The following is a 24,029-nucleotide window of genomic DNA, read 5'->3' as shown; positions in this document are numbered from 1 at the left end:
TCGCTGGCCTCACGTTTTTCAGTCCATAACCGGATATTTGCCAGCTTTTCTTCGCTTTTTACCGCCTTCGCTTATAGAGTTTGGGGAAGTTTACTCAACTTTACAGCGCCTATGTTCAAGCTCACCGTTTGTTTATTGACCTGTAACTCAGCACGACTGCTGCGTGAAGTCCTGCCTCCGTTGATCGTTGTTGCCGATGAGCTCATCGTCCTCGACTCGGGCAGTCACGACGCCACCTTAGCAATTTGCCAGGAATACGGCATCACCCCCCATCATCAGCCCTATACCATGCATGGCGTGCAGATGAACCACGCTATCGATCTGGCGAGCAGTGACTGGGTGCTGTGCATGGACAGCGATGAGATCCTCGATGCTGAAACCGTCGATTTTATCCTGCGCCTCAAGGCCGGTGATGAACCTCATCCTCAGCAGGCCTGGCGGATCGCCCGCTACTGGCATGTCTTAGGGGAAGAGGTGCGGACGATTTATCCCGTCTCCTCGCCCGATTTCCCGGTACGACTCTTTAACCGCACCCAGGCGCGGTTTAATCAGCGTCCGGTGGATGACAAAGTGGAAGGGGCGATCCAGTCCGTTAAAATTCCTGGCCGCGTGCGCCATGACACCTTCTATTCGCTGCATGAGGTCTTCAACAAGCTGAACAGCTACACCAGCCGTCTGGTGAAGTACCAGACCGTACGCCCTTCTATTGCACGCGGCGTCATTAGCGCCATCGGCGCGTTCTTCAAGTGGTATCTGTTCAGCGGCGCGTGGCGACAGGGGAGAGTGGGGGTGGTGACCGGTCTCTATGCCACCTCTTACAGCTTCCTGAAATATTTCAAAGCCTGGTATCAACATCAGGAACAAAAAGCGTCTGCGGCCAAAAAGCACGCAGACTCTCACGTCGTCGAGTAAAGGATCCCGCCTCACGGCGGGTATCAGCTTTTCTTACCCCAACCCTGCCACTGCAGCTGAACGTATTTCACCAGCGAACTCTGGCTGATGCTCTCCCCAATCACCGAGAAGTAGCGGGTCATATAGACCGGCTCCGGCGGCTGCTTCGGCGCACAAAGCGTTACGCCGCGGAACGGGTTACGCGGTTTGGCGCCAGGCGCGGTGCCAGCGGGTGGCGGGCTAACCGGCCGGGAGGTATCTACCTGCGGCTCATTGAGCAGGCTGCTGGCCGGCACCAGGGTAATATCCGCAGGCAGGTTGGGCAGCATCTGCTGTAACACGCGGACGGTGGACGGGTGAGGGTGGCCGATAGCGATCGCCGAGCCTGAGCGGCGGGCCACCTGCACGGCGCGGTTAAACTGGACGCGGATATCGGCCTCGTTTTGCGTGTCATCGAGGAACACTTTGCGCTTGATCACCTTCACGCCGGTGCCCTGTGCGGCGCGCATCGCCTGGCTGTTGCCGATGGTCATGCTGTCGAGGAAGTAAAGGTTGTAGCGCTCAAGCGACTGCATCACCTTCTGCATGCCAAACAGGCTGGAGGTCATGGCGCTGCCCATGTGATTATTCAGCCCCACGGCGTAAGGCACTTTGCCATACGCCTCGCGGATAATGCGCTCGATCTCATCGCTGCTCATCTCCGGACGGAGGGTGTCTTTTTCCAGCGGCTGTTTGCTGAGCGGTGCCATCGGCAGATGGATTAACACCTCATGCCCGCTGTTGTGGGCTTTGGTGGCCATTTCATGAGCGTGAGGCGCGTTCGGCAGCACGGCGACGGAGATGGCGGATGGCATCGCCAGCACTTGATTTTCTGTGTGTGGACGATAACCGAAGTCATCAATGACGATAGCGAGTTTACCTGCGTAAACCGGCATCGCCAGCGCCAGTGCGCTGACGAAGGGGAGAACCATACGACGAAATTGAAGCAAAACTTATCTTCCCAACCACGGCTGTGGATTGACCGCCTGACCCTGGCGACGAATTTCGAAATAGAGTGACGGGCGGCCCTGACCGCCACTGCTGCCCACAAGGGCGATAGCCTGACCGGCGCGAACCTGGGTGCCGACGCTGACCAGGGCGCTCTGGTTATAGCCGTAAAGACTCATGTCGCCTTTCCCGTGCTCAACCACCACCACCAGGCCGTAACCCTGCAGCCAGTCAGCGAGGATCACCCGGCCATCGGCGATAGCTTTGACTTCGCTACCTTCCGATGCACCGATAACAATCCCCTTCCAACGTAGCTCACCCTGCAGCTGTTCGCCATAACGATGCAGAATTGAGCCCCGTACCGGCCAGTAGGCCTGACCGCGCGGAGAGCCCAGACCGCCGGTGCGCGACATCAGCGAGCGTTCGTTTTCTGTTGGTTTGTAGGTGGTGCCTTTGCGGGAGGCTTCCTGCTGCTTGTTGCGAACGGCCTGCGCTTCACGCGCCTCTTTTTCGGCGCGCGCTTTGGCGGCCGCTTCCGCACGGGCGATGCTGTTACGCAGTTTTGATTCGTTGGCGCGCATCTCCCCCAGCTGCGCCTGGCTCTCCTGAATGGAGGACTCCAGCCCGGCGAGGGTTTTCTTACGCTCGTTGCGCGCCTGTTCCAGTTTGGCCTGTTGCGCCTGCTGATCGTAAAGCAGGGTCTGCTGCTGGCTCTGCTTCTCTTCCAGCTCCGCTTTTTGCGTGGTGACCTCTTCCCGCGTCTGCTTCAGCTGGGCGATAGTCTCCTGGCGGGCCTGGTTGAGATAACCGAAATAGGCCTGCAGGCGTTGGCCGCGCTGGCTCTCTTCGCCGCTGAGGATCAGCTGGACGCCGGTGTGTTCACCCTGGCGGAAGGCCGCATCTAACTGCGCGGCAAGATTGCGCTCCTGAGCCGCACGCTGAAGCTCAAGTTTGGCGATAGACGCATTCATCTCGTTTATTTGTTTATTCAATACGCTGAGGGTGTTCTGGGTTTCACGCAGCTGGCGTGCCGCCGCGGAGATCGCCTCTTCCTGCTTTTTGAGTTGCGCCAGCAGGGAAGAACGCTGCTGCTGCTGCTGGCGTACCGCCCGCTCTTTGGCCGCGATATCGGCCTGAATGGTTTTGAGCTGATCGCGCTCGTCCGCCTGGGCGGATGCCGCGCACAACAATACGCCAGCGCTGAGCACGCTGGCGTAAAGTAAAGGCCTGACTGATAACCGTAACGGCTTCACGACCCATGTGATTGAAACAATCGCCTTTCCCCTCATGGGGAAGGATTATTCCACGATGAACAGCGGCTTGCCAGTCATCTCTTGCGGGATTTCCATGCCCATCAGGGCCAGCATGGTCGGGGCAACGTCTGAAAGCTTACCGCCATCCACTGCTTTAACTGATTTATCACCGACATAAATCATCGGCACCGGCAGGTTGGTATGCGCGGTGTGCGCCTGGCCGGTGGCCGGATCGCGCATCTGCTCGGCGTTGCCGTGGTCTGCGGTGATCAGCATCTGGCCGCCCGCGGCCACGACGGCTTTGGTGACCTGGTCGATGCACTCGTCCAGCGCTTCAATGGCTTTGATCGCTGCTTCCATCACCCCGGTATGGCCAACCATGTCGCCGTTCGGGTAGTTACAGATGATGGTGTCGTATTTGCCGCTTTCGATGGCTGCAATCAGCTTCTCAGTCAGCTCGGCAGAGCTCATCTCCGGCTGCAGATCGTAGGTCGCTACTTTCGGGGAGTTGATCAGAATGCGGTCTTCGCCTTTGAACGACTCTTCCACGCCGCCGTTAAAGAAGAAGGTGACGTGTGCGTATTTCTCGGTTTCAGAGATGCGCAGCTGGGTCTTGTCGTGCTTCGCCATCCACTCGCCGAAGGTATTCGCCAGCGATGACGGCGGATAGGCGCACGGCGCTTTAATGTCGGCGGCATATTCGGTCAGCATCACGAAATCGCCCAGCTTGACCTCTTTTTTACGGGCGAAGCCGTCGAAGTCAGCGTTGACGAAGGCGCGGGTGATTTCGCGGGCGCGGTCAGCACGGAAGTTCATGAAGATCAGCGCGTCGCCATCTTCCATCGCGGCATCGGCCTGGCCTTCGGCGCGGATCACGGTCGCTTTTACGAATTCATCGTTTTCATCGCGGGCGTAAGCGGCTTCCAGCGCGGCAACGGCAGTGTTTGCCTGGAACTCGCCTTTGGCTTCAACCAGCAGATTGTAGGCCTGCTCTACGCGATCCCAACGGTTGTCGCGGTCCATGGCGTAGTAGCGGCCAATGATGGATGCCACGCGGCCTTTGCCGAGGGCGGCAAACTTGTCTTCGAAGGCTTTCAGGGAGGATTCAGCGCTGCGCGGCGGGGTGTCGCGGCCATCAAGGAATGCATGCAGATAGATTTTTTCTGCCCCTTTTTCCGCGGCCAGTTCTACCATCGCCATAATGTGGTCTTCGTGGCTGTGGACACCACCTGCGGAGAGCAGACCCATAATGTGCACCGCTTTGCCTGCGGCGGCGGCTTTCTCAACCGCGCCGGTCAGCACCGGATTCGCAAAGAAGGTGCGTTCTTTAATTTCAACATCCAGACGGGTCAGATCCTGATAAACAATGCGTCCCGCACCCAGGTTGACGTGTCCAACTTCGGAGTTACCCATCTGGCGATCGGGCAGACCCACTTCCAGGCCGGACGCATCAATCAGCGTATGAGGACGTTGGGCCCACAGTGCATCCATGACCGGAGTTTTAGCGTTGAAAATGGCGTTATCCTGGTGATCTTCGCGATAGCCATAGCCATCCAGAATCATCAGTACCATAGGTTTTTTAGAAACCGACATTGCGACAACCTCTTTGCTCAAAAGACAAAAAATTTGCGTAATTTTACTACAGCTGAATCGATCAAATAGCCGCAGAAGATCAAAGAAAACGCCAGCCCAGGGGTAAGGGGAGGGGAATTTTGGTCTTTTTTTTCGTGGCAGCACGCAGAAAATGGATTAGCTTATTGTCGCTGGCTGTATTTGCCACAACGCACAGGTATACTCCTGTCCTGGTTTTTTATTCACTCAGTCGGGAGTCGTTACCCCCCATGCAAGAAATTATGCAATTTGTCAGCCGCCACCCCATACTTTGTATCGCGTGGATTGGTCTACTGGCAGCCGTACTTTTCACCACGTTCAAAGGCCTCACCTCTAAAGTGAAGGTGATCACCCGCGGCGAAGCCACGCGTCTTATCAATAAAGAAGATGCAGTGGTTGTCGATCTGCGTCAGCGTGACGATTTCCGCAAAGGCCATATTGCAGGCGCGATTAACCTGCTGCCAGCTGAAATCAAAGCCAATAACCTTGGCGAACTGGAAAAGCATAAAGACAAACCCATTATTGTCGTTGACGGCACCGGGATGCAGGCTCAGGAGCCCGCAAATACCCTTGTCAAAGCAGGCTTTGCAAACGTCACTGTCCTGAAAGACGGCATCTCAGGCTGGAGCGGTGAGAATCTGCCTCTGGTTCGCGGTAAGTAAACAGGAGTCTGAACATGGCCAATATCGAGATCTATACCAAAGCGACCTGCCCGTTCTGCCACCGTGCGAAAGCGCTGCTGGACAGCAAAGGCGTAGCCTTCCAGGAACTGCCTATTGATGGCGACGCTGCGAAGCGCGAAGAGATGATTAAACGTAGTGGCCGTACGACGGTTCCGCAGATTTTTATCGATGCGCAGCACATTGGCGGCTGTGATGACTTGTATGCGCTTGACGCGCGTGGTGGACTTGATCCCCTGCTGCGCTAAGGCGTTTTAGGACAATTAAAAAGGGTTTTTCCATGTCAGAACAAAACAACACCGAAATGACTTTCCAGATCCAGCGCATTTATACCAAAGATGTCTCCTACGAAGCACCTAATGCGCCGCATGTTTTCCAGAAAGACTGGCAGCCAGAGGTTAAACTTGATCTGGATACCGCATCCACCCAGCTGGCGGATGATGTGTATGAAGTCGTACTGCGTGTTACCGTAACCGCCTCTCTGGGCGAAGAGACTGCATTCCTGTGCGAAGTACAGCAGGGCGGCATCTTCTCCATCGGCGGCATCGAAGGTAATCAGATGGCGCATTGCCTGGGTGCATACTGCCCGAACATCCTGTTCCCGTATGCCCGTGAATGCATCACCAGCCTGGTTTCCCGTGGTACGTTCCCGCAACTGAACCTTGCGCCGGTGAACTTCGATGCGCTGTTCATGAACTATCTGCAGCAGCAAGCTGGCGAAGGTACTGAACAACATCAGGATGCCTGATGAGTACTGTCAATGCGTCAATGACTGTGATCGGTGCCGGCTCTTACGGCACCGCTCTTGCTATCACTCTGGCAAGAAATGGTCACGAAGTGGTTCTCTGGGGCCACGATCCAAAACATATCGCTACGCTGCAAGCGGATCGCTGCAACGTTGCGTTCCTCCCCGATGTGCCTTTCCCTGACTCACTGCATCTTGAAAGCGACCTGGCGACTGCGCTTGCCGCAAGCCGCAATATTCTGATCGTTGTGCCGAGCCACGTGTTTGGCCAGGTGCTGCGACAGATTAAACCGCTGATGCGTGATGATGCGCGCGTGGTCTGGGCGACCAAAGGGCTGGAAGCCGAGACCGGCCGCCTGCTGCAGGATGTCGCCTGCGAAGCGCTGGGTGATGCCATTCCGCTGGCGGTGATCTCCGGTCCGACCTTTGCGAAAGAGCTGGCGGCAGGGCTGCCGACGGCCATCTCGCTGGCCTCGACCGATGAGACCTTCGCTGACGATCTGCAACAGCTTCTGCACTGCGGTAAAAGCTTCCGCGTCTACAGCAACCCCGATTTTATCGGCGTCCAGCTGGGCGGCGCGGTGAAGAACGTTATCGCGATCGGCGCGGGCATGTCTGACGGTATCGGCTTTGGCGCGAACGCGCGTACGGCGCTGATCACCCGTGGGCTGACTGAAATGTCCCGTCTGGGCGCGGCGCTCGGTGCCGATCCGGCCACCTTTATGGGGATGGCAGGGTTAGGCGATCTGGTGCTGACCTGTACCGACAACCAGTCGCGCAACCGTCGTTTTGGCATGATGCTCGGCCAGGGCATGGATGTAATCGGCGCGCAGGAGAAGATTGGTCAGGTGGTAGAAGGCTACCGCAATACCAAAGAAGTCCGGGAGCTGGCACACCGCTTTGGTGTCGAAATGCCAATAACCGAGGAAATTTATCAGGTATTGTATTGCGGAAAAAATGCGCGCGAGGCAGCATTGACCTTATTAGGTCGCGCACGCAAGGACGAGCGTAGCAGCAGTTAACTGCAGGAAAGCGTTATCACCTGAATGACCCGGCTGGCAAAGAACCGGCCGGTCATTATCATTACGTCTGGAGTAAGCAATGCCGTGTGAAGAACTGGATATCGTCTGGAACAATATTAAAGCCGAAGCCCGGGCTCTGGCCGACTGTGAGCCAATGCTCGCCAGTTTCTACCACGCGACGCTACTCAAGCACGAAAACCTCGGCAGTGCCCTGAGCTATATGCTCGCCAACAAGCTGGCTTCCCCGATCATGCCGGCCATCGCCATTCGCGAAGTGGTGGAAGAGGCCTATGCGGCCGACCCGGAGATGATCGCCTCCGCCGCGTGTGATATTCAGGCGGTACGCAATCGCGACCCGGCGGTGGATAAGTACTCCACTCCGTTGCTCTATCTGAAAGGTTTCCACGCCCTGCAGTCCTACCGTATCGGCCACTGGCTGTGGAACGAGGGCCGCCGCGCGCTGGCGATCTTCCTGCAAAACCAGGTCTCTGTAAGCTTCCAGGTGGATATCCACCCGGCGGCGAAGATTGGCCGCGGCATCATGCTCGACCACGCCACCGGGATTGTGGTGGGTGAAACGGCGGTGATTGAAAACGACGTCTCGATCCTGCAGTCCGTGACCCTGGGCGGGACCGGTAAAACCAGCGGCGATCGCCACCCGAAAATTCGTGAAGGGGTGATGATTGGCGCAGGCGCGAAGATCCTCGGCAATATCGAAGTGGGACGCGGCGCGAAAATTGGCGCCGGTTCGGTGGTGCTGCAACCTGTACCGCCGCATACCACCGCCGCAGGCGTACCGGCGCGCATCGTTGGCAAGCCGGACAGCGATAAGCCCGCGATGGATATGGATCAGTTCTTCAACGGGATCCACCATACCTTTGAGTATGGCGACGGGATCTGAGTAAACGCCCGGTGGCGCTGCGCTTACCGGGCCTACCGCAATATCGCGCCGGCATACCCCAGCTGGCGCCAGGCTTCATACACCACCACCGACACCGCGTTCGACAGATTCATGCTGCGGCTGTCCGGCATCATTGGAATACGGATTTTTTGTTCAGCAGGCAGGGCATCGAGAATGCTGGCCGGCAGGCCGCGCGTTTCAGGGCCAAACAGCAGATAGTCCCCCTCCTGATAGCTTACGGCGCTGTGCGCAGGCGTACCTTTGGTGGTGAGGGCAAAGATCCGTTCCGGTTTTTCCGTTTCCATAAAGGCGGCCTGATCCCGATGACGAACCACGGCGGTGAACTCGTGATAGTCCAGTCCGGCGCGGCGCAGGCGCTTGTCGTCCCACGTAAAGCCCATTGGCTCGATGATATGCAGACGGAACCCGGTATTGGCGCACAGGCGGATGATATTGCCGGTATTAGGTGGAATTTCTGGTTCGAATAGAACGATGTTAAGCATGCTGCCCCTTGAGCCTGTCCCATCAGGCTATTTTATTTGCCATTTTGGACCTGGGCAGTGCTCACAATCCTCACGTACTACGTGTACGCTCCGGTTGTTGCGCGCTGTCCGTGTCCAAACTGGCTGCAACAATATACGCCTGATGGGACAGGCGCAAAAAATTGCGGGGCAGGATATCATCCCCTCTCCCCTTTGGGGAGAGGATGAGGAGCTAAGCCGCATCCCCCTGCGCCAGCGGTGCCAGCCCGGCAGGGATCTTACTCAGCTCCTGCACCAGCATCTCCTTGCTGATGTCGCGGATGGATTTCGCCCCGGTGAGGGTCATCGCCACCTTCATCTCTTTCTCGATCAGATTGAGCAGATTCGCCACGCCCGCCTGGCCGTGGGTCGCCAGCGCGTAGAGATAAGCCCGGCCCAGCAGAACGGTATCGGCGCCGAGGGCAATCATGCGCACCACGTCCAGACCGTTGCGGATCCCGGAGTCCGCCAGAATCGCAATATCGCCCTTAACCGCATCGGCAATGGCGGGCAGGGCGCGGGCAGACGAGAGCACCCCGTCCAGCTGGCGGCCGCCGTGGTTTGACACCACGATGCCGTCGGCACCAAAGCGCACCGCATCGCGGGCATCTTCCGGATCGAGGATCCCCTTGATCACCATTGGGCCGTCCCAGAATTCGCGGATCCACTCCAGGTCTTTCCACGAGATCGACGGATCGAAGTTGTTCGCCAGCCAGCCAATGTAATCTTCCAGCCCGGTCGGTTTACCCAGATAGGCAGAGATATTGCCCAGATCGTGCGGGCGACCGTTGAGCCCCACATCCCACGCCCACTGCGGATGGGTCACCGCCTGCCAGTAGCGGCGCATCGCCGCATTCGCGCCGCTCATTCCGGAGTGCGCATCGCGATAGCGCGCGCCGGGGGTCGGCATATCAACGGTAAAGACGAGGGTGGAGCAGCCCGCCGCTTTGGCCCGCTCCAGGGCGTTACGCATAAAGCCGCGATCGCGCAGGACGTACAGCTGGAACCACATCGGACGCTTGATGGTCGGAGCGACCTCTTCAATCGGGCAGACCGAGACGGTGGAAAGCGTAAAGGGAATGCCTTTGGCGTCGGCAGCCGCTGCGGCCTGTACTTCACCCCGGCGGGCGTACATGCCGCACAGGCCAACGGGGGCAAGGGCTACCGGCATGGAGAGCGTTTCGTTGAACAGCTTCGTCTCAAGGCTCAGGTCGGACATATTCTTCAGCACGCGCTGGCGCAGGGCCACCTGCGACAGATCTTCCACATTGCGGCGCAGGGTGTATTCAGAGTAGGCCCCGCCGTCGATATAGTGGAACAGGAACGGGGGCAGGATGCGCTGCGCTGCGGCGCGATAGTCACTGGCTGCGGAAATGATCATGCTTTGTTCTCCCTGGAAATGTCGTTGTCGCCAGGCAGACGGGTAATGCGCGCCTGTCGGGCCTGATCTTCATCGAATCGTTTAATGGTGGTATGCACGAAGCCCAGATGCGCCATCATCGCTTTACGCGCGGCCTCGGCATCACCGGTGAGAATGGCGTTGAGCACCGCCTCGTGCTGTTCGGTCAGCTGAGCGAAAACCGGCGGGACCAGATACATACGCTGTCGGCTCTGCTTCACGGAGGATTGCAACAGGTCGAAGAACCCGCGCATGGTTTGCAGCAGAACCACGTTATGCGACGCCTCGGCAATCGCCAGATGGAAACGCACGTCCGCCTGAGAGGCGATATCCGGGTCGCTGCTTTGCGTGGCCTCAAAGCAGGCTTTGAGCTTCTCTTTATCGGCCTCGGTTGCCCGCATCGCCGCATGCCAGGCCGTGCTGGTTTCGATGGCGTGGCGCGCTTCGAGGATGTCAAAGCTGTAGTCCGGGTCGTTCTCCATCAACGTTTTAAGCGGCTGGACGATGTTTTGTTCGGACCAGTCGTCATGCTGCCAGCGCACGAAAGTGCCGCCGCCGCGACGGCTCAGCAGCACCCCTTCGTTTACCAGCGTCGCCAGCGCCTCGCGCAGAGAGTTGCGCGACACGCCAAGCTGGGCGGCAAGCTGGCGCTCGGCGGGCAATTTCATGCCCGCCTCCAGATGTTGTTCTTCAATCAGCGCCCGCACGCGAGTGGCAATCTCGTCGGACAGGCGTCTGGGCATCACTATCATGGAATCATCCAGGTTAAGACATAGGCCTGCAGCGTGGTAATAACGCCCACCATGCAGGTAAATATCAGGCTGTGTTTAACGGTAAAGCGGAACAGATCCGACTCTTTACCCACCAGGCCTACCGCCGCACAGGCAATGGCGATGGACTGCGGCGAGATCATCTTCCCGGTCACGCCGCCGGTGGTGTTAGCGGCGACCAGCAGCACGTCCGACACGCCAATCTGCTGGGCGGCTGTCGCCTGCAGGGCGGCAAACAGGGCGTTTGATGAGGTATCGGAACCGGTCAGGAACACGCCCAGCCAGCCGAGGAACGGCGAGAAGAAGGTAAACGCGTGGCCGGTATGCGCCAGGGCGAGCGCCAGCGTCGAAGACAGGCCGGAGTAGTTCGAGATAAACGCGAACGCCAGCACCATGCCGATGGAGTAGATCGGCAGCATCAGCTCTTTAATGGTCGCGGCAAACGTCTGTACCGCTGCGGCAGGCTTCATGCGCAACCACACCACGGAAAGGATCGCGGCAAACAGAATGGCCGTGCCGGTAGCGGAGAACCAGTCAAATTTGAACACCGCCGCGTACGGCGTGGCGTCGTGCACCACCGGCGGCATACGGGCGACCATCTTGTCGAGGAACGGCACGGAGATGTTAATCACCATGTCGTACAGCGCGCCGCCAGGAGCGAACAGCGCTTTAAACGGTGGAACGCTCCACAGCGTCACGGTGGCGGTCAGGAACAGGAACGGTGACCAGGCGCGGACGATCTGCCCGGCCGTATAGCCGGTGCGGGCCAGAGTCTGATCCACATGTGAGGCACCCATATCGGCAAAGCGGAAGATGCGCACCGGCTGCCAGCGTTTCAGGAACAGCGTCAGACAGACCAGCGACACCAGGGAAGAGATAATGTCCGGCAGTTCAGGGCCGAGGAAGTTGGAGCTGAGGTACTGGGCAATCGCGAACGAACCGCCCGCCACCATCACCGCGGGCCAGGTCTCTTTCACGCCGCGCCAGCCGTCCATAATCGCCATGATCCAGAACAGCACGATAATGGTCAGGAACGGCAGCTGGCGGCCCACCATCTGGCCGATCTCAAAGCTGTCCAGCCCGGTCACCTGGCCGGCAACCAGAATCGGAATGCCCATCGCGCCAAACGCTACCGGCGCGGTGTTGACGATCAGACACAGACCGGCGGCATACAGCGGGTTAAAGCCCAGGCCAACCAGCAGCGCGGCGGTAATCGCCACCGGCGCACCGAATCCGGCCGCCCCCTCAAGGAACGCCCCAAAGGAGAAGCCGACGATCAGCATCTGCAGGCGCTGGTCAGGGGTAATAGAGAGTATCGATGAGCGGATGATGTCGAACTGCCCGGTTTTCACCGAGATTTTATAGACGAAGACCGCGGCGATGATGATCCACGCTATCGGCCACAGGCCGTAGAAGAAGCCATAAATGACCGAGGCCAGCGCGCGATCGACCGGCATTTTGTAGAAGAACAGCGCCACCATCAGGGCGATGGCAACGGTATATGTCGCGGCAAGGTATCCCTTCAGCTTGAGCTTAATCAGCGCAAAGAAGAAGAACAGGATAGGTAGCGAGGCGATCAGGCTTGATAGCCAGATATTTCCTGCCGGATCGTAATTTTGTTGCCAGAGGCTCATTGCAGGTCTCCTGAGGACCACACAGGGTGAGACGCGGTGAGTCTGTGCTCATCTCGGCGTCACATTATGTGTAAAAGTGGTCCTGCCAATAGTGTGATGTAGGGTTAATGACAACAAATGGTTAACCAAATGTTATTGGTCGGCAATGTGTTTGTGAGCAAAGATTATGGAAATGTGAACCAGGGAAGGATCGTTTGCGGAATTGGTTGGGCCAATTTTCTGGAGGGAAAGGGGCAGGCCGGGCAAGCATTGCGCTACCCGGCTAAAAATCAAAACTCGGTCTTGCTGAAACCCGTCATCTCTTTCAGGCCCATTTCACGGCCCAGCTCGGTCATCGGATGGACAACCACCAGGCCGCGCACGCTTTTCTTCAGCTTGCCCATATCGGCCTGTTCTTTCTTGGTGATCGCACGGCGGAACGGCAGTTTTGACAGCTTCTGCGCTTCTTTGCTCAGCTTCTGCTCTTTCACGCCACGCAGACGTTCGATTTCGGTTTCCAGCGTCGCTTTCTCTTTTTCCAGCTCGGCATATTTCTCGGCGGCATCAACCAGCGAGAGGCTGGCCTGCTGGTGGCGGATCAGATCCAGGCGGTCGCTCAGGCGTTTAATTTCGTTCTTTTCGACTTCTTTCATCACAAATAGCTCTAAAAACAGGGGAGATTACAGGGAAGGATACACCAATGTGCGCAGGCTTACTTCTGAAACGCTTTTTTTAAGCTGATTCGGGAAATCAGCTCAGTCAGGGAGAGGACCATGGTGGAGCGGACGATCTGCTGGTAGCGCTGCTTCTGCATCGCGTACAGCTCCGGGTCGCTGGTGTCAAAATGCGGCGTCGGGGGGAGGGCGGTCACGCAGTGCAGTTCGCCAAGCGGGCCGAGGATCTCGTCGTCGGTGAATGCATACTCGTTGCCGTCGTGATTCAGCTCCTCACGCAGCGCCATCAGCAGTTCGGCATCTTCATACTCATGACGGCTAATGACGCCCAGGCCATAGATCAGTTTCAGACGCACGGATAAATCGCCCAAGGGGCCGTCACCGTCGAGCAACGGTTCAACTGCGTATTTTACCGCGTAGTCGTCTTTGCGAAAAACCTGAAGCACCAGGATATTCACCGCCTCGGTTAATAACTCGACGGCGGATATCAGGAAACTTCGAACGGTTTTGCCAGCATTCAGACGCTCCAGCACACGGTTTTCAAAGGCCTGGGTTTGTTCCATTATTGCCTGCATATCTGACAATCTATCTTCCGGGCGCAGGATGACCTGCGCCAGTTCCTGCATCATTTGGTTGCGTTATATACGGTCACCGCCTCCACAACCACGTCGCTGTTGGCATCCAGACCGGATACCTGCGCCAGCGCGGCCTGTGGACCCTGCTCGTCAATCAGCTGCGCCAGCTCCTGTGCCTGCGGATCTTCTTCGCTGCGGTAGTGCATCGCGGCGGCAATGCCTTTGACCAGACTGGTGTGCGGCAGACCGTATTCCAGCGTGCCGAGCAGCGGCTTGATCAGACGATCGCCCGCACTCAGTTTACGCAGCGGCTGACGGCCCACGCGCTCAACGTCATCTTTCAGATACGGGTTTTCAAAACGACCGAGGATTTTCTGAATATATGCCGCATGCTTATCGGCATCAAAACCGTAGCGTTTAATCAGTACCGCGCCGCTCTCATCCATCGCACCTTTTACCACGGCGCGAACGTTCTCATCGAGAATGGCGTCACGAATGGTCTGATGACCGGCTGATTTACCGAGGTAGGCGGTTATAGCATGCCCGGTGTTCAGCGTGAAGAGCTTACGCTCGACAAATGCCATCAGGTTATCAGTTAATTCCATCCCCGGGATTTCCGGTAGCGCGCCTTTAAACTGGGTTTTGTCGACAATCCACTCGCTGAAGGTCTCAACAGTCACTTCCAGCGGGTCGCTGGTCGCTGAGGCTGATGGCGGAACGATACGGTCCACGGCGGAATCGACAAAGCCCACATGCTCTTCAACCCAGGCTTTATCTTCGTCAGCCACGGCGGCCATAACATGGCCTTTCAGCTGAGTGGTGCCGCGCACCATATTTTCACAGGCGATAATATTCAACGGGGCGTTGTTACCCTGGGCCTTACGTTTGGCCAGCCCTTTGGCGACGGCCGGGGCGATGCGCTCCAGCACCACCGGGCCCACCGCAGTGGTGACCAGGTCAACGTTAGCAATCAGGTCGATAACCTCATCGCCAATACTGCTGACCGCATTCACGCCGGTGACGGTTTCGATCTGCTCGTTTTCACCCACCACATGCACCTGATAGCTATGACGGGCATTCAGGGCATCCAGTACCGTCTGATTCACATCTGCGAATGTCAGCGTAATGCCCGCGTCTGCCAGCAGTTTGCCGATAAAGCCACGACCGATATTACCTGCGCCGAAATGTAATGCTTTCATTGTATTAACCTTCATCAATGTTGTTACCCGAGAGGGCTGGGGTGAGGAACCACGCGAATTTCCCCTCACCCTAGCCCTCTCCCCAACGGGGAGAGGGAAGGGAAAGACTTACTTGTTCAACAGCGCCAGGACTTCTTCGACGCTGGTGGTGTTTGCCAGACGTTCGATAACGGTTTCATCGTCCAGAGCATTGGTCAGGCTGGTAATCACCTGGATGTGCTCGTTGTTACGGGCCGCGATACCAATCACCAGGCGGGCAATGTCATCTTCTTCTTCACCGAAGCGCACGCCTGCCGGGTACTGACAGAACACTACGCCGGTTTTCAGAACGCGATCTTTCGCTTCTACCGTACCGTGCGGCACCGCAATGGATTCGCCCAGGTAGGTCGGGGTCAGTTTTTCACGTTCCAGCATCGCTTCAACATATTCCGGCTGCACGTAGCCGCCTTTTACCAGCTGCTCGCCGGCAAAGCGAATCGCTTCTTCTTTGTGGCTCGCGGTACGGCCAAGGAAGATGTTCTCCGCACCCAGTCGGAACAGGTGGCTGTTGCTCTCGTCAAAGCTGTCCTGCAGGCTGGTACGTACTTTAACTTCGTTGTCTTCATGACGCTGCGCCGCCACCAGACGTTCGGTCAGGCTGGTATACAGGCCGCTGTCCAGGAAGTTGGTCAGCGAAATGTGCTGCGCCTGCGGAACCTGACGCATCGCACGCTCGGTCAGGTCGCGGTGGGTGATGACCAGGTCAACATCTGGCGGCAGGCTGTTAATCGCGCTATTAGTCACGGAGATCTGAGACAGACCGGCATCCGCCACTTTCTTACGCAGTACGCCCGCACCCATGGCGCTTGAACCCATACCGGCGTCGCAGGCAACGATGATTTTACGTACGTGGCTCAGGTCGTTAGAGACATCGCCCGCAGCCAGTGGCGTTGCAGCAACACCTTTAGACTGAGATTTCATGTCCTGCATACGACGGGTTGCCGCTTCGATATCGTCTTCTTCTTTCACTTTGCTGGTTTTCAGCAGGATAGCCGACACGACGAAGGAGACCGCCATGGCCGCACAGATAGCGGCGATGTTAGCGAAGTAGGCGCCTTTCGGGGTCATCGCCAGTACCGCCAGGATAGAACCCGGGGAAGCAGGGGAGACCAGACCACCGCCCAGCACGCTCAGGGTGAACACGCCAGTCATACCGCCAAGGATAACGGCCAGGATCAGACGTGGGTTCATCAGCACGTACGGGAAGTAAATTTCGTGAATACCACCGAGGAAGTGGATGATAGCCGCACCGCCAGCAGACTGCTTCGCGCTGCCGCGACCAAAGAACATATACGCCAGCAGGACGCCCATGCCCGGACCCGGGTTAGCTTCAATCAGGAAGAAGATAGATTTGCCGAGGTCATGAGACTGCTGAATACCCAGCGGTGAGAAGATACCGTGGTTGATGGCGTTGTTGAGGAACAGGATTTTCGCCGGTTCAACAAAGATGGACGCCAGCGGCAGCATGTCGTGGGCAACCATGAAGTTAACGCCCGCCGCCAGAAGTTTGGAGAGCACTTCAACTGCCGGGCCAATGCCGAGGAACGCCAGAATCGCCAGGATCATGCCGATGATGCCGGCAGAGAAGTTGTTCACCAGCATTTCGAAGCCGGATTTGATTTTGCCATCAACCCAGACGTCGAACTTCTTAATCGCCCAGCCGCCCAGAGGACCGGCAATCATGGCACCGAGGAACATTGGCATATCCGCGCCGACGATCACGCCCATGGTGGTAATCGCACCGACCACGCCACCGCGGTCCCCACCTACCAGACGACCACCGGTATAACCGATGAGCAGCGGCAGCAGATAGGTAATCATTGGGCCAACAAGTTTCGCCAGCGTTTCGTTAGGCAACCACCCTGTCGGAATAAATAACGCGGTGATGATACCCCACGCGATAAACGCGCCGATATTTGGCATCACCATGTTGCTGAGGAATCGACCAAAGCTTTGTACTTTGATCTTAAAATCGGATGACATAAAACACCCCTTCTTCTGTTTACGCAGGCCTTAAGCCCGAGGTTTGTTGTTAATGCGGTGGCAGAGGTTGCCCAGCCCTGTTCTGATGCGTGAAATTTGGCACTTAATACTTTAACTGTCCAGACAGGCAAAAATTGTGTGATCTCAGTCACGTAAATGTAGGGGGTGTGGTGAGGAATGAAGTGACATATGTCACAAAATTGAAGTGTAAAAAAAATACAATGACCGCAAAAGCGGCAGTTTGACCCCTAAAATGTGAATTAAATCACATTTCATTGTCGGCGATTTGTTTCTGTAGTGTGATCAAATCCACAAAAAATTTTTATGCAGAATTCTCTGGATGCGATCGCCGGCAACATCTGTTTAACCGAACGACGCCAGGATGTAAGTAAGCAACACTTATCGTTAAAAAAAGAGTCCTGAAATATGGTATGGCGAAAAGCGCTAAGCTGGATTAAGCTCATACTGTAAACTTAAGTCTATTATTATTCAGGATATATTTTGTCACGCTTCTAAACTTGCATGGAGATATAAGAAAAAATCATACTCCCCGGCTCTGAAATAATAAGTACATATTCGTGTACTTATTCATGAATTAATGTGGCTGCTTACCATTTAATTATTTTAATGAGTTTACGATTTATTTAGTGAGGCAAATATGTTTCTCAACTATTTTGCGCTGGGTGTGTTGATTTTTGTCTTCGTGGTTCTTTTTTATGGAATCATCGCTATTCATGACATTCCATATAACATGGCCAAAAAGCGCAACCATCCCCATGCCGATGCTATTCATACGGCGGGGTGGATTAGCCTGTTTACGCTCCATGCCATTTGGCCGTTTCTGTGGATCTGGGCAACGCTCTACCAGCCAGAGCGCGGCTGGGGGATGCAGAACCATATTCAGCCGCCAGACCGCAGCCCCGACGTGGCTGCGCTGGCAAGACGCGTAGCCGAGCTGGAACAAAAACTGGCCGCGGTGCCCCCTGTGGCTGATAAGAACACCTCGGAGCAATAATCATGGATCTGTTGATCGTATTGACCTATGTCGCGTTTGCGTGGGCCATCTTTAAAATATTTCGTATTCCGGTAAACCAATGGACGCTGGCGACTGCGACACTGGGCGGGGTATTTCTCGTGGCCGGTCTCATTTTATTAATGAACTATAACCACCCGTATACGTACACGGCGCAGAAAGCGGTTATCTCAATACCGATTACGCCGCAGGTGACGGGTGTGGTAAGTGAAGTGACGGATAAAAATAACCAGCTCATTAAAAAAGGTGAGGTGTTATTTAAAATCGATCCGGGCAGGTATAAAGCGCGTGTTGATCGTCTGCAGGCTGACCTGGTCACCGCGACGCATAATATCGATGTTCTGAAAGCACAGCTGACGGAAGCACAATCGAATACCACCCGCGTCTCTGCCGAGCGCGATCGTCTGTTCAAAGACTATCAGCGTTATTTAAAAGGCAGCCAGGCGAAGGTGAATCCGTTCTCTGAAAGCGATATCGATAACGCGCGGCAAAACTACCTGGCACAGGACGCCATGGTTAAAGCCTCAGTGGCGGAGCAGACCCAGATCCAGAGCCAGTTAGACAGTATGTCTAACGGGGAGCAGTCGCAGATCGCCTCCCTGCGCGCCCAGCTAGCAGAAGCGCAATACAATCTGGATCAGACCATTATTCGTGCGCCCAGCAATGGCTATATCACCCAGGTATTGATTCGTCCGGGCACCTACGCCGCGTCTCTGCCGCTGCGTCCGGTGATGGTGTTTATTCCTGAACAGAAACGGATGATCGTGGCGCAGTTCCGCCAGAACTCGTTACTGCGTCTGAAGCCGGGCGATGAAGCGGAAGTGGTGTTCAGCGCGCTGCCGGGGCAGGTCTTCCCCGGTAAGCTCACCAGCATTTTGCCGGTGGTCCCGGGCGGTACTTACCAGGCGCAGGGTGCGCTGCAGTCCCTGACGATGGTGCCGGGTTCAGATGGTGTGCTGGGCACTATCGAACTGGATCCGAACGCCGACGTGGACGCGCTGCCTGACGGTATCTACGCCCAGGTCGCGGTCTATTCCGACCATTTCGCGCACGTCTCTGTGATGCGTAAAGTCCTGCTGCGTATGACCAGCTGGATGCACTACCTCTATCTCGACCACTAATTCCTTTAAAGGCAGGCACGCGATACGCAGTGCCTGCCTTTTTTCTTTGCCTGGGCCATACTTATCCTTTTGTTGGCGGAAAAGGAGCAGGCAATGAAACTCATCGGCAGTTATACCAGTCCCTTCGTGCGTAAAATCTCTATTCTCCTGCTGGAGAAAGGCATCACTTTTGAATTTGTGAATGAGCAACCCTATCAGGCTGAAAACGGTGTCGCGCACTACAATCCGCTGGGGAAAGTCCCGGCGCTGGTGACCGATGACGGGGAGCACTGGTTCGATTCCCCGATCATTGCCAGCTATATCGAGCTGCTGGATATCGCCCCGGCGATGATCCCCCGTGAGCCCAGAGCCGCCCTGGCTATCCGGCAAATCGAGGCGCTGGCGGATGGGATCATGGACGCGGCCCTGGCCTCGGTGCGCGAGCAGGCGCGTCCGGCGGCACAACAGTCGGAGAGCGAGCTGCTGCGTCAGCGGGAGAAAATCGCCCGCAGCCTGGATCACTGTGAACAGCTCATCCGCGAAGGGAAAATTGCCACCGACAGCGTTAACCTGGCGACCATCGCCATTGCCTGCGCTATTGGCTACCTCAATTTCCGTCGCGTCTCGCCGGGCTGGTGCGTCGATCGCCCGCTGCTGGTTAAGCTGGCGGAAACCCTGTTCCAGCGCGAAAGTTTTGCCCGCACCGAACCGCCAAAGGCTTGATGTCGTCGATAACACTTCCTTGCCGGACGCGGTACAATCGGCCTGACATTGACTCCCTCTCCCGTCGGGAGGGGGGAAGATACCCAACCGTCAGGCGCTTCCATGACTACTCAGCACGCACTCTATAGCCAACTTCCCGCGACCGATCGTCTGCTTCGCGACGCCCGTCTTACGCCCATCATTGCCCGCTTCGGCCACAGCCGAACGGTCGAAACCTTGCGCCAGTTGCAGGACGAAGCCCGCGCCGGGATCCGCGCCGACAACCGCCTGCCGGCCTGGTGTGACGACTGGGCGCAGGAGACCGAAAAGCGGCTAGCGACGGATGAAGTACAGGGGTTGCGTCCGGTCATCAACCTGACGGGTACGGTGCTGCACACCAATCTGGGGCGTGCGCTGCTGGCCCAGGAGGCGGTAGCCGCGGTCACCCAGGCGATGCAGATGCCGGTCACGCTGGAGTACGATCTCGACGGCGCCGGACGCGGCCACCGCGACCGGCCGCTGGCGGCGCTGCTGTGCCAGCTCACCGGCGCGGAAGATGCCTGCATTGTGAATAACAACGCCGCGGCGGTGCTGCTGATGCTGGCCGCGACCGCCAGCGGTAAAGAGGTGGTGGTTTCCCGCGGTGAGCTGGTGGAGATCGGCGGGGCGTTTCGCATCCCGGACGTGATGACCCAGGCCGGGTGCCGGCTGCGGGAAGTGGGCACCACCAACCGCACCCACGAGCGGGACTATGCGGCGGCGATTGATGACAACACCGCCCTGCTGATGAAGGTGCACACCAGCAACTACCATATTGAAGGCTTCACCCATGCCGTTGACGAGGCGGATCTGGTGCGCATCGGCCAGCAGAGAGACGTGCCTGTGGTCGTCGATCTGGGCAGCGGTTCGCTGGTGGATCTCAGCCGCTATGGCCTGCCGAAAGAGCCGATGCCGCAGGCGTTAATTGCCGCTGGCGTCAGCCTGGTGAGCTTCTCGGGCGACAAGCTGCTGGGCGGCCCGCAGGCCGGGATCATCGTCGGCAAGCGCGACCTGATTGCCAGATTGCAACAGCACCCGCTGAAACGCGCCCTGCGTGCGGATAAAATGACGCTTGCCGCGCTGGAGGCCACCTTACGCCTCTATCTCCACCCGGAGACGCTGGCCGAACGCTTACCGACGTTGCGCCTGTTGAGCCGCGACGCCGCCGCGATCCATCATCAGGGGGAGCGCCTGCTGGCGCAGGTCGCAGCGCACTACCCCGACTTTGAGGTTCGCGTAGAAGATTGCCTGTCACAGCCGGGCAGCGGATCGCTGCCGGTGGATCGCCTGCCGGGTGCGGCCCTGACTTTTACCCCGCGAGACGGGCGCGGCGCGCAGCTGGAGGCGCTGGCGTTACGCTGGCGATCCCTGCCGGTGCCGGTGCTTGGCCGGATAAAAGACGGCCGTCTGTGGCTGGATTTACGCTGTCTGGAAGATGAAGCTCAGTTTCTGGAGATGTTGTTGAAATGATTATTGCCACCGCCGGTCATGTTGACCACGGCAAAACCACCCTGCTGCAGGCGATCACCGGCGTCAACGCCGACCGCCTGCCGGAAGAGAAGAAGCGCGGCATGACCATCGATCTGGGTTATGCCTACTGGCCGCAGCCTGATGGCCAGGTGCTGGGATTTATCGACGTGCCGGGGCACGAGAAGTTTTTGTCCAACATGCTGGCCGGGGTCGGTGGGATTGACCATGCCCTGCTGGTGGTGGCCTGCGATGACGGGGTAATGGCGCAGACGCGCGAGCATCTGCAGATCCTCCAGCTGACCGGCAACCCGCAGCTGACGGTAGCCCTGACCAAAGCCGACCGCGTCGACGACGCCCGGGTGGAGGCGGTGCGCGACGAGGTGCTCGCCACCCTGCGCGACTTTGGCTTTGCCGACGCGACGCTGTTTGTCACCGTGGCCACCGAGGGGCGGGGAATTGATGCCCTGCGCGCCCATCTGCAACAGCTCCCGGCCCGCGCTCATGCGGACCATCACCGCTTTCGTCTGGCTATCGATCGTGCCTTTACCGTGAAAGGGGCCGGTCTGGTGGTCACCGGTACGGCGCTGTCCGGTGAGGTGCGGGTGGGTGACAGCCTGTGGCTGACCGGAGTGAATAAGCCGGTGCGTATTCGTGGACTGCATGCGCAAAACCAGCCTGTTGAACAGGCCCACGCCGGGCAGCGCATTGCCCTGAACCTGGTGGGCGATACGGAAAAAGCAGAGCTGAACCGCGGGGACTGGCTGCTGGCCGAAGCGCCGCCGGAGCCGACCACGCGCGTCATCGTCACGCTGCAAGGAGATGTGCCGCTGACCCAGTGGCAGCCGCTGCATATTCACCATGCCGCCAGCCACGTCACCGGACGCGTCTCGCTGCTGGAGGGAGCGCTGGCGGAACTGGTCTTCGATGCCCCGCTGTGGCTGGCCGACAACGATCGGCTGGTGCTGCGCGATATCTCTGCCCGCGTCACGCTTGCCGGGGCGCGAGTGGTCACCCTCAATCCGCCGCGTCGCGGGAAACGTAAGCCGGAGTACCTGCACTGGCTGGCGACGCTGGCACCGGCGGCGGATGATCGTGCCGCGCTGCTGGCGCATCTGGAGCGCGGGGCGGTAAACCTGGATGCGTTCGGCTGGGCGCGCCAGCTCAGCAGGGAAGGGTTGCGTCAGCTGACCCAACAGCCGGAGTTTATCCAGGCCGGCGCCAGCCTGTTAAACACTGCCGTCGCGGCGCGCTGGCAGCGTAAGATTCTGGAGGTGCTGACGACCTATCATCAGCAACATCAGGATGAACCCGGTCCGGGGCGCGAGCGCCTGCGGCGGATGGCGCTGCCGATGGAAGACGAGGCCCTCGTCCTGCTGCTGATCGAGCGGATGCGCGAGAGCGGGGAACTGCACAGCTACCACGGCTGGCTGCACCTGCCGGATCATAAAGCCGGCTTTACCCCGGCGCAGCAGGCCGTCTGGGAAAAAGCGGACGCGCTCTTTGGCGATGAACCCTGGTGGGTGCGCGATCTGGCCCGTGAAACCGCCACTGACGAGCAGACCATGCGTCAGGTGCTGAAGCATGCGGCGCAGCAGGGGCTGATCACCGCGATTGTTAAAGACCGCTACTACCGCCACCATCGGATCGTCACCTTTGCGAACCTGATCCGCGCGCTGGACCACGAGCGCGGCTCCACCTGCGCGGCGGATTTCCGCGACCGGCTAAATGTCGGCCGTAAGCTGGCGATCCAGATCCTCGAATACTTCAACCGCATTGGCTTTACCCGCCGCCGCGGTAACGATCACCTTCTGCGGGATGCGCTGCTCTTTGCCGACGAGGGGCAGCAGGGTTAGTCCTTTTTGCTGGCGAACTTCTGTTTCGCCAGCCAGACGGCGCCCAGCCTGCCCGCCTGGTTACCCAACTGACAGGGCAGGATGGGCACCTGCAGGGATTCCCACTCTTCAAAGGTTTGCAGGTGTCGGTCGAGGAGTTTATAAATTTTCTCCTGCTCGCTGATGCCGCCGCCGATCAGCACCACCTGCGGGTCGAACAGGGAGATCACGCTATAGACCCCGCGGGCCAGAAACAGGGCCCACTCTTCCACCGCTTCGCGCAGGTGCAGATCGTTCTCCATCCGCTCGAACAGCTCTTCGCCTTCCGGCATATCCTCCCCGGAAACCCCCAGCGCCCGGCGGCAGGTCGCCATCAGTCCGCTGGCAGAGGCCACCTCATGCATTCCTTCGCCGTTTTTGCCGACCGGGATAACCCCGAACTCCCCGGCGCGATAGTGCGAGCCGCGATAGAGATCGCCCCCGAGCACAATCCCGCCGCCGATCCCGGTGCCGATCGTCATGCAGACAAAATTCTCGTACTCATGTCCGGCGCCGCACCAGCGTTCGCCCAGCGCAGCACAGCTGGCGTCATTATCGGCCACCACCGGCAGGTCGGTCAGCTCTGCGAAAAGCGTGTAGAGGTTGACGTTATCCAGATACTCCAGCGCGCCGGCTTTCGCGGCTTCGCCGGTATGGGTATTGATGTGGCCGGGGATACTCACCCCAATCGCCGTAATCTCGTGCTCTTTCTGGTACGCCTCGACCACCTCGCGCCACCGTTGCTTAAAGGTCTCTTCATCCTCTGGGGTATCAAATTGATCGGTGGTGAGTTCGTTACCGTCCTCGTCGATCACGCCGTGTTTAATATGGGTTCCGCCCACGTCAAAGCCGATAAAAAGCTGCATTTATCCTCACCCTCTCCCCTGTTTGTGCGCTTTAAGTATGGCTCAGGGCAGGAAACCAAACGTAAAGTAAGGTAATGCGTGAAGG

The 24,029-nt window shown here is 58.0% G+C and carries 23 protein-coding genes; 11 read left to right on the top strand and 12 right to left on the bottom strand.

What is annotated here, in order from left to right; genetic code table 11:
- Nucleotides 1–111 precede the first annotated feature (111 nt).
- Nucleotides 112–912, top strand: a complete 801-nt coding sequence (locus LRS40_RS06235; RefSeq protein WP_142487745.1) for a glycosyltransferase family 2 protein — start codon at nt 112–114, stop codon at nt 910–912.
- 23 nt (nt 913–935) lie between these two features.
- On the opposite strand, the gene LRS40_RS06230 is transcribed toward LRS40_RS06235, so the two are convergent.
- The 3 genes from LRS40_RS06230 to gpmM are packed head-to-tail and all read right to left on the bottom strand — an operon-like array spanning nt 936 to nt 4,724.
- A complete protein-coding gene (locus tag LRS40_RS06230) occupies nt 936–1,880 on the bottom strand; it encodes a divergent polysaccharide deacetylase family protein (RefSeq protein ID WP_231313331.1) in 945 nt (314 codons plus the stop codon).
- A 3-nt stretch (nt 1,881–1,883) separates the two neighbouring features.
- Nucleotides 1,884–3,143 carry a murein hydrolase activator EnvC gene (gene envC / locus LRS40_RS06225; protein WP_231313871.1) on the bottom strand — a complete coding sequence of 420 codons (1,260 nt, stop codon included), beginning with the start codon at nt 3,141–3,143 and terminating at the stop codon, nt 1,884–1,886.
- Nucleotides 3,144–3,176: 33 nt separating this feature from the next.
- Nucleotides 3,177–4,724: a 2,3-bisphosphoglycerate-independent phosphoglycerate mutase gene (gene gpmM, locus LRS40_RS06220; protein WP_142487748.1), complete on the bottom strand. Its 1,548-nt coding sequence runs from the start codon at nt 4,722–4,724 to the stop codon at nt 3,177–3,179.
- A 248-nt stretch (nt 4,725–4,972) separates the two neighbouring features.
- Here gpmM and LRS40_RS06215 point away from each other — a divergent pair, with 248 nt between their 5' ends.
- From LRS40_RS06215 to cysE, 5 genes are all read left to right on the top strand, one after another.
- The gene (locus LRS40_RS06215; protein ID WP_142487749.1) at nt 4,973–5,404 is read left to right on the top strand and encodes a rhodanese-like domain-containing protein; all 432 of its coding nucleotides are present in this window, start codon (nt 4,973–4,975) and stop codon (nt 5,402–5,404) included.
- A gap of 14 nt (nt 5,405–5,418) precedes the next feature.
- Nucleotides 5,419–5,670, top strand: coding sequence for a glutaredoxin 3 (gene grxC, locus LRS40_RS06210; RefSeq protein WP_032615744.1), 252 nt, complete (start codon nt 5,419–5,421; stop codon nt 5,668–5,670).
- A gap of 32 nt (nt 5,671–5,702) precedes the next feature.
- Entirely contained in the window at nt 5,703–6,170 is a 468-nt protein-coding gene (secB, locus tag LRS40_RS06205) for a protein-export chaperone SecB (protein WP_106995460.1), read from the top strand.
- Nucleotides 6,170–7,189, top strand: a complete 1,020-nt coding sequence (gpsA, locus tag LRS40_RS06200; protein WP_231313330.1) for an NAD(P)H-dependent glycerol-3-phosphate dehydrogenase — start codon at nt 6,170–6,172, stop codon at nt 7,187–7,189. The genes secB and gpsA overlap by 1 nt, the downstream gene beginning before the upstream one ends.
- Before the next feature lie 79 nt (nt 7,190–7,268).
- The gene (cysE, locus tag LRS40_RS06195) at nt 7,269–8,090 is read left to right on the top strand and encodes a serine O-acetyltransferase (protein WP_103177740.1); all 822 of its coding nucleotides are present in this window, start codon (nt 7,269–7,271) and stop codon (nt 8,088–8,090) included.
- A 32-nt stretch (nt 8,091–8,122) separates the two neighbouring features.
- Here the strand turns inward: cysE and trmL are convergent, their stop codons facing one another.
- The 8 genes from trmL to LRS40_RS06155 form a co-directional block, all read right to left on the bottom strand.
- Nucleotides 8,123–8,593, bottom strand: coding sequence for a tRNA (uridine(34)/cytosine(34)/5-carboxymethylaminomethyluridine(34)-2'-O)-methyltransferase TrmL (gene trmL, locus LRS40_RS06190; RefSeq protein WP_142487751.1), 471 nt, complete (start codon nt 8,591–8,593; stop codon nt 8,123–8,125).
- A 211-nt stretch (nt 8,594–8,804) separates the two neighbouring features.
- Nucleotides 8,805–9,992, bottom strand: coding sequence for an FMN-dependent L-lactate dehydrogenase LldD (gene lldD, locus LRS40_RS06185; protein ID WP_156262644.1), 1,188 nt, complete (start codon nt 9,990–9,992; stop codon nt 8,805–8,807).
- Nucleotides 9,989–10,762, bottom strand: a complete 774-nt coding sequence (lldR, locus tag LRS40_RS06180) for a transcriptional regulator LldR (RefSeq protein WP_231313329.1) — start codon at nt 10,760–10,762, stop codon at nt 9,989–9,991. The genes lldD and lldR overlap by 4 nt, the downstream gene beginning before the upstream one ends.
- Nucleotides 10,759–12,414 (bottom strand): L-lactate permease, encoded by a 1,656-nt coding sequence (gene lldP / locus LRS40_RS06175; RefSeq protein WP_142487753.1) that lies wholly within the window; start codon nt 12,412–12,414, stop codon nt 10,759–10,761. Before lldP ends, lldR begins: the two co-directional genes overlap by 4 nt.
- A 269-nt stretch (nt 12,415–12,683) precedes the next feature.
- Nucleotides 12,684–13,046 carry a YibL family ribosome-associated protein gene (locus tag LRS40_RS06170; protein ID WP_142487754.1) on the bottom strand — a complete coding sequence of 121 codons (363 nt, stop codon included), beginning with the start codon at nt 13,044–13,046 and terminating at the stop codon, nt 12,684–12,686.
- Between the two features lie 59 nt (nt 13,047–13,105).
- On the bottom strand, nt 13,106–13,696 hold the full coding sequence (gene mtlR, locus LRS40_RS06165) for a mannitol operon repressor MtlR (RefSeq protein ID WP_142487755.1): 591 nt from the start codon (nt 13,694–13,696) through the stop codon (nt 13,106–13,108).
- Complete coding sequence (gene mtlD, locus LRS40_RS06160) at nt 13,693–14,841, bottom strand: mannitol-1-phosphate 5-dehydrogenase (protein ID WP_231313328.1); 1,149 nt, start codon at nt 14,839–14,841, stop codon at nt 13,693–13,695. Before mtlD ends, mtlR begins: the two co-directional genes overlap by 4 nt.
- A 108-nt stretch (nt 14,842–14,949) precedes the next feature.
- A complete protein-coding gene (locus LRS40_RS06155; protein ID WP_142487757.1) occupies nt 14,950–16,863 on the bottom strand; it encodes a PTS mannitol transporter subunit IICBA in 1,914 nt (637 codons plus the stop codon).
- 658 nt (nt 16,864–17,521) lie between these two features.
- On the opposite strand from LRS40_RS06155, the gene LRS40_RS06150 reads away from it, so the two are divergent.
- The 5 genes from LRS40_RS06150 (at nt 17,522) to selB (ending at nt 23,060) form a co-directional block, all read left to right on the top strand.
- A complete protein-coding gene (locus LRS40_RS06150) occupies nt 17,522–17,878 on the top strand; it encodes a DUF3302 domain-containing protein (protein WP_231313327.1) in 357 nt (118 codons plus the stop codon).
- Between the two features lie 2 nt (nt 17,879–17,880).
- Nucleotides 17,881–19,017 carry an HlyD family secretion protein gene (locus tag LRS40_RS06145; protein ID WP_142487759.1) on the top strand — a complete coding sequence of 379 codons (1,137 nt, stop codon included), beginning with the start codon at nt 17,881–17,883 and terminating at the stop codon, nt 19,015–19,017.
- 93 nt (nt 19,018–19,110) lie between these two features.
- Complete coding sequence (locus tag LRS40_RS06140) at nt 19,111–19,719, top strand: glutathione S-transferase (RefSeq protein WP_156262647.1); 609 nt, start codon at nt 19,111–19,113, stop codon at nt 19,717–19,719.
- 102 nt (nt 19,720–19,821) lie between these two features.
- Nucleotides 19,822–21,207 (top strand): L-seryl-tRNA(Sec) selenium transferase, encoded by a 1,386-nt coding sequence (selA, locus tag LRS40_RS06135; RefSeq protein ID WP_156262648.1) that lies wholly within the window; start codon nt 19,822–19,824, stop codon nt 21,205–21,207.
- Nucleotides 21,204–23,060, top strand: coding sequence for a selenocysteine-specific translation elongation factor (gene selB, locus LRS40_RS06130; RefSeq protein WP_231313326.1), 1,857 nt, complete (start codon nt 21,204–21,206; stop codon nt 23,058–23,060). The genes selA and selB overlap by 4 nt, the downstream gene beginning before the upstream one ends.
- Here selB and LRS40_RS06125 read toward each other — a convergent pair.
- A complete protein-coding gene (locus LRS40_RS06125; RefSeq protein ID WP_156262650.1) occupies nt 23,057–23,944 on the bottom strand; it encodes an ROK family protein in 888 nt (295 codons plus the stop codon). The two genes, selB and LRS40_RS06125, sit on opposite strands and share 4 nt — an antisense overlap.
- Between the last annotated feature and the right edge of the window lie 85 nt (nt 23,945–24,029).

Source organism: Leclercia sp. G3L, assembly GCF_021117075.1.
In the GTDB taxonomy this organism is placed as follows: domain Bacteria; phylum Pseudomonadota; class Gammaproteobacteria; order Enterobacterales; family Enterobacteriaceae; genus Enterobacter; species Enterobacter adecarboxylatus_C.
The sequence above is the reverse complement of the archived record's forward strand: the minus strand, read 5'-3'. Positions and strand labels throughout refer to the sequence as shown.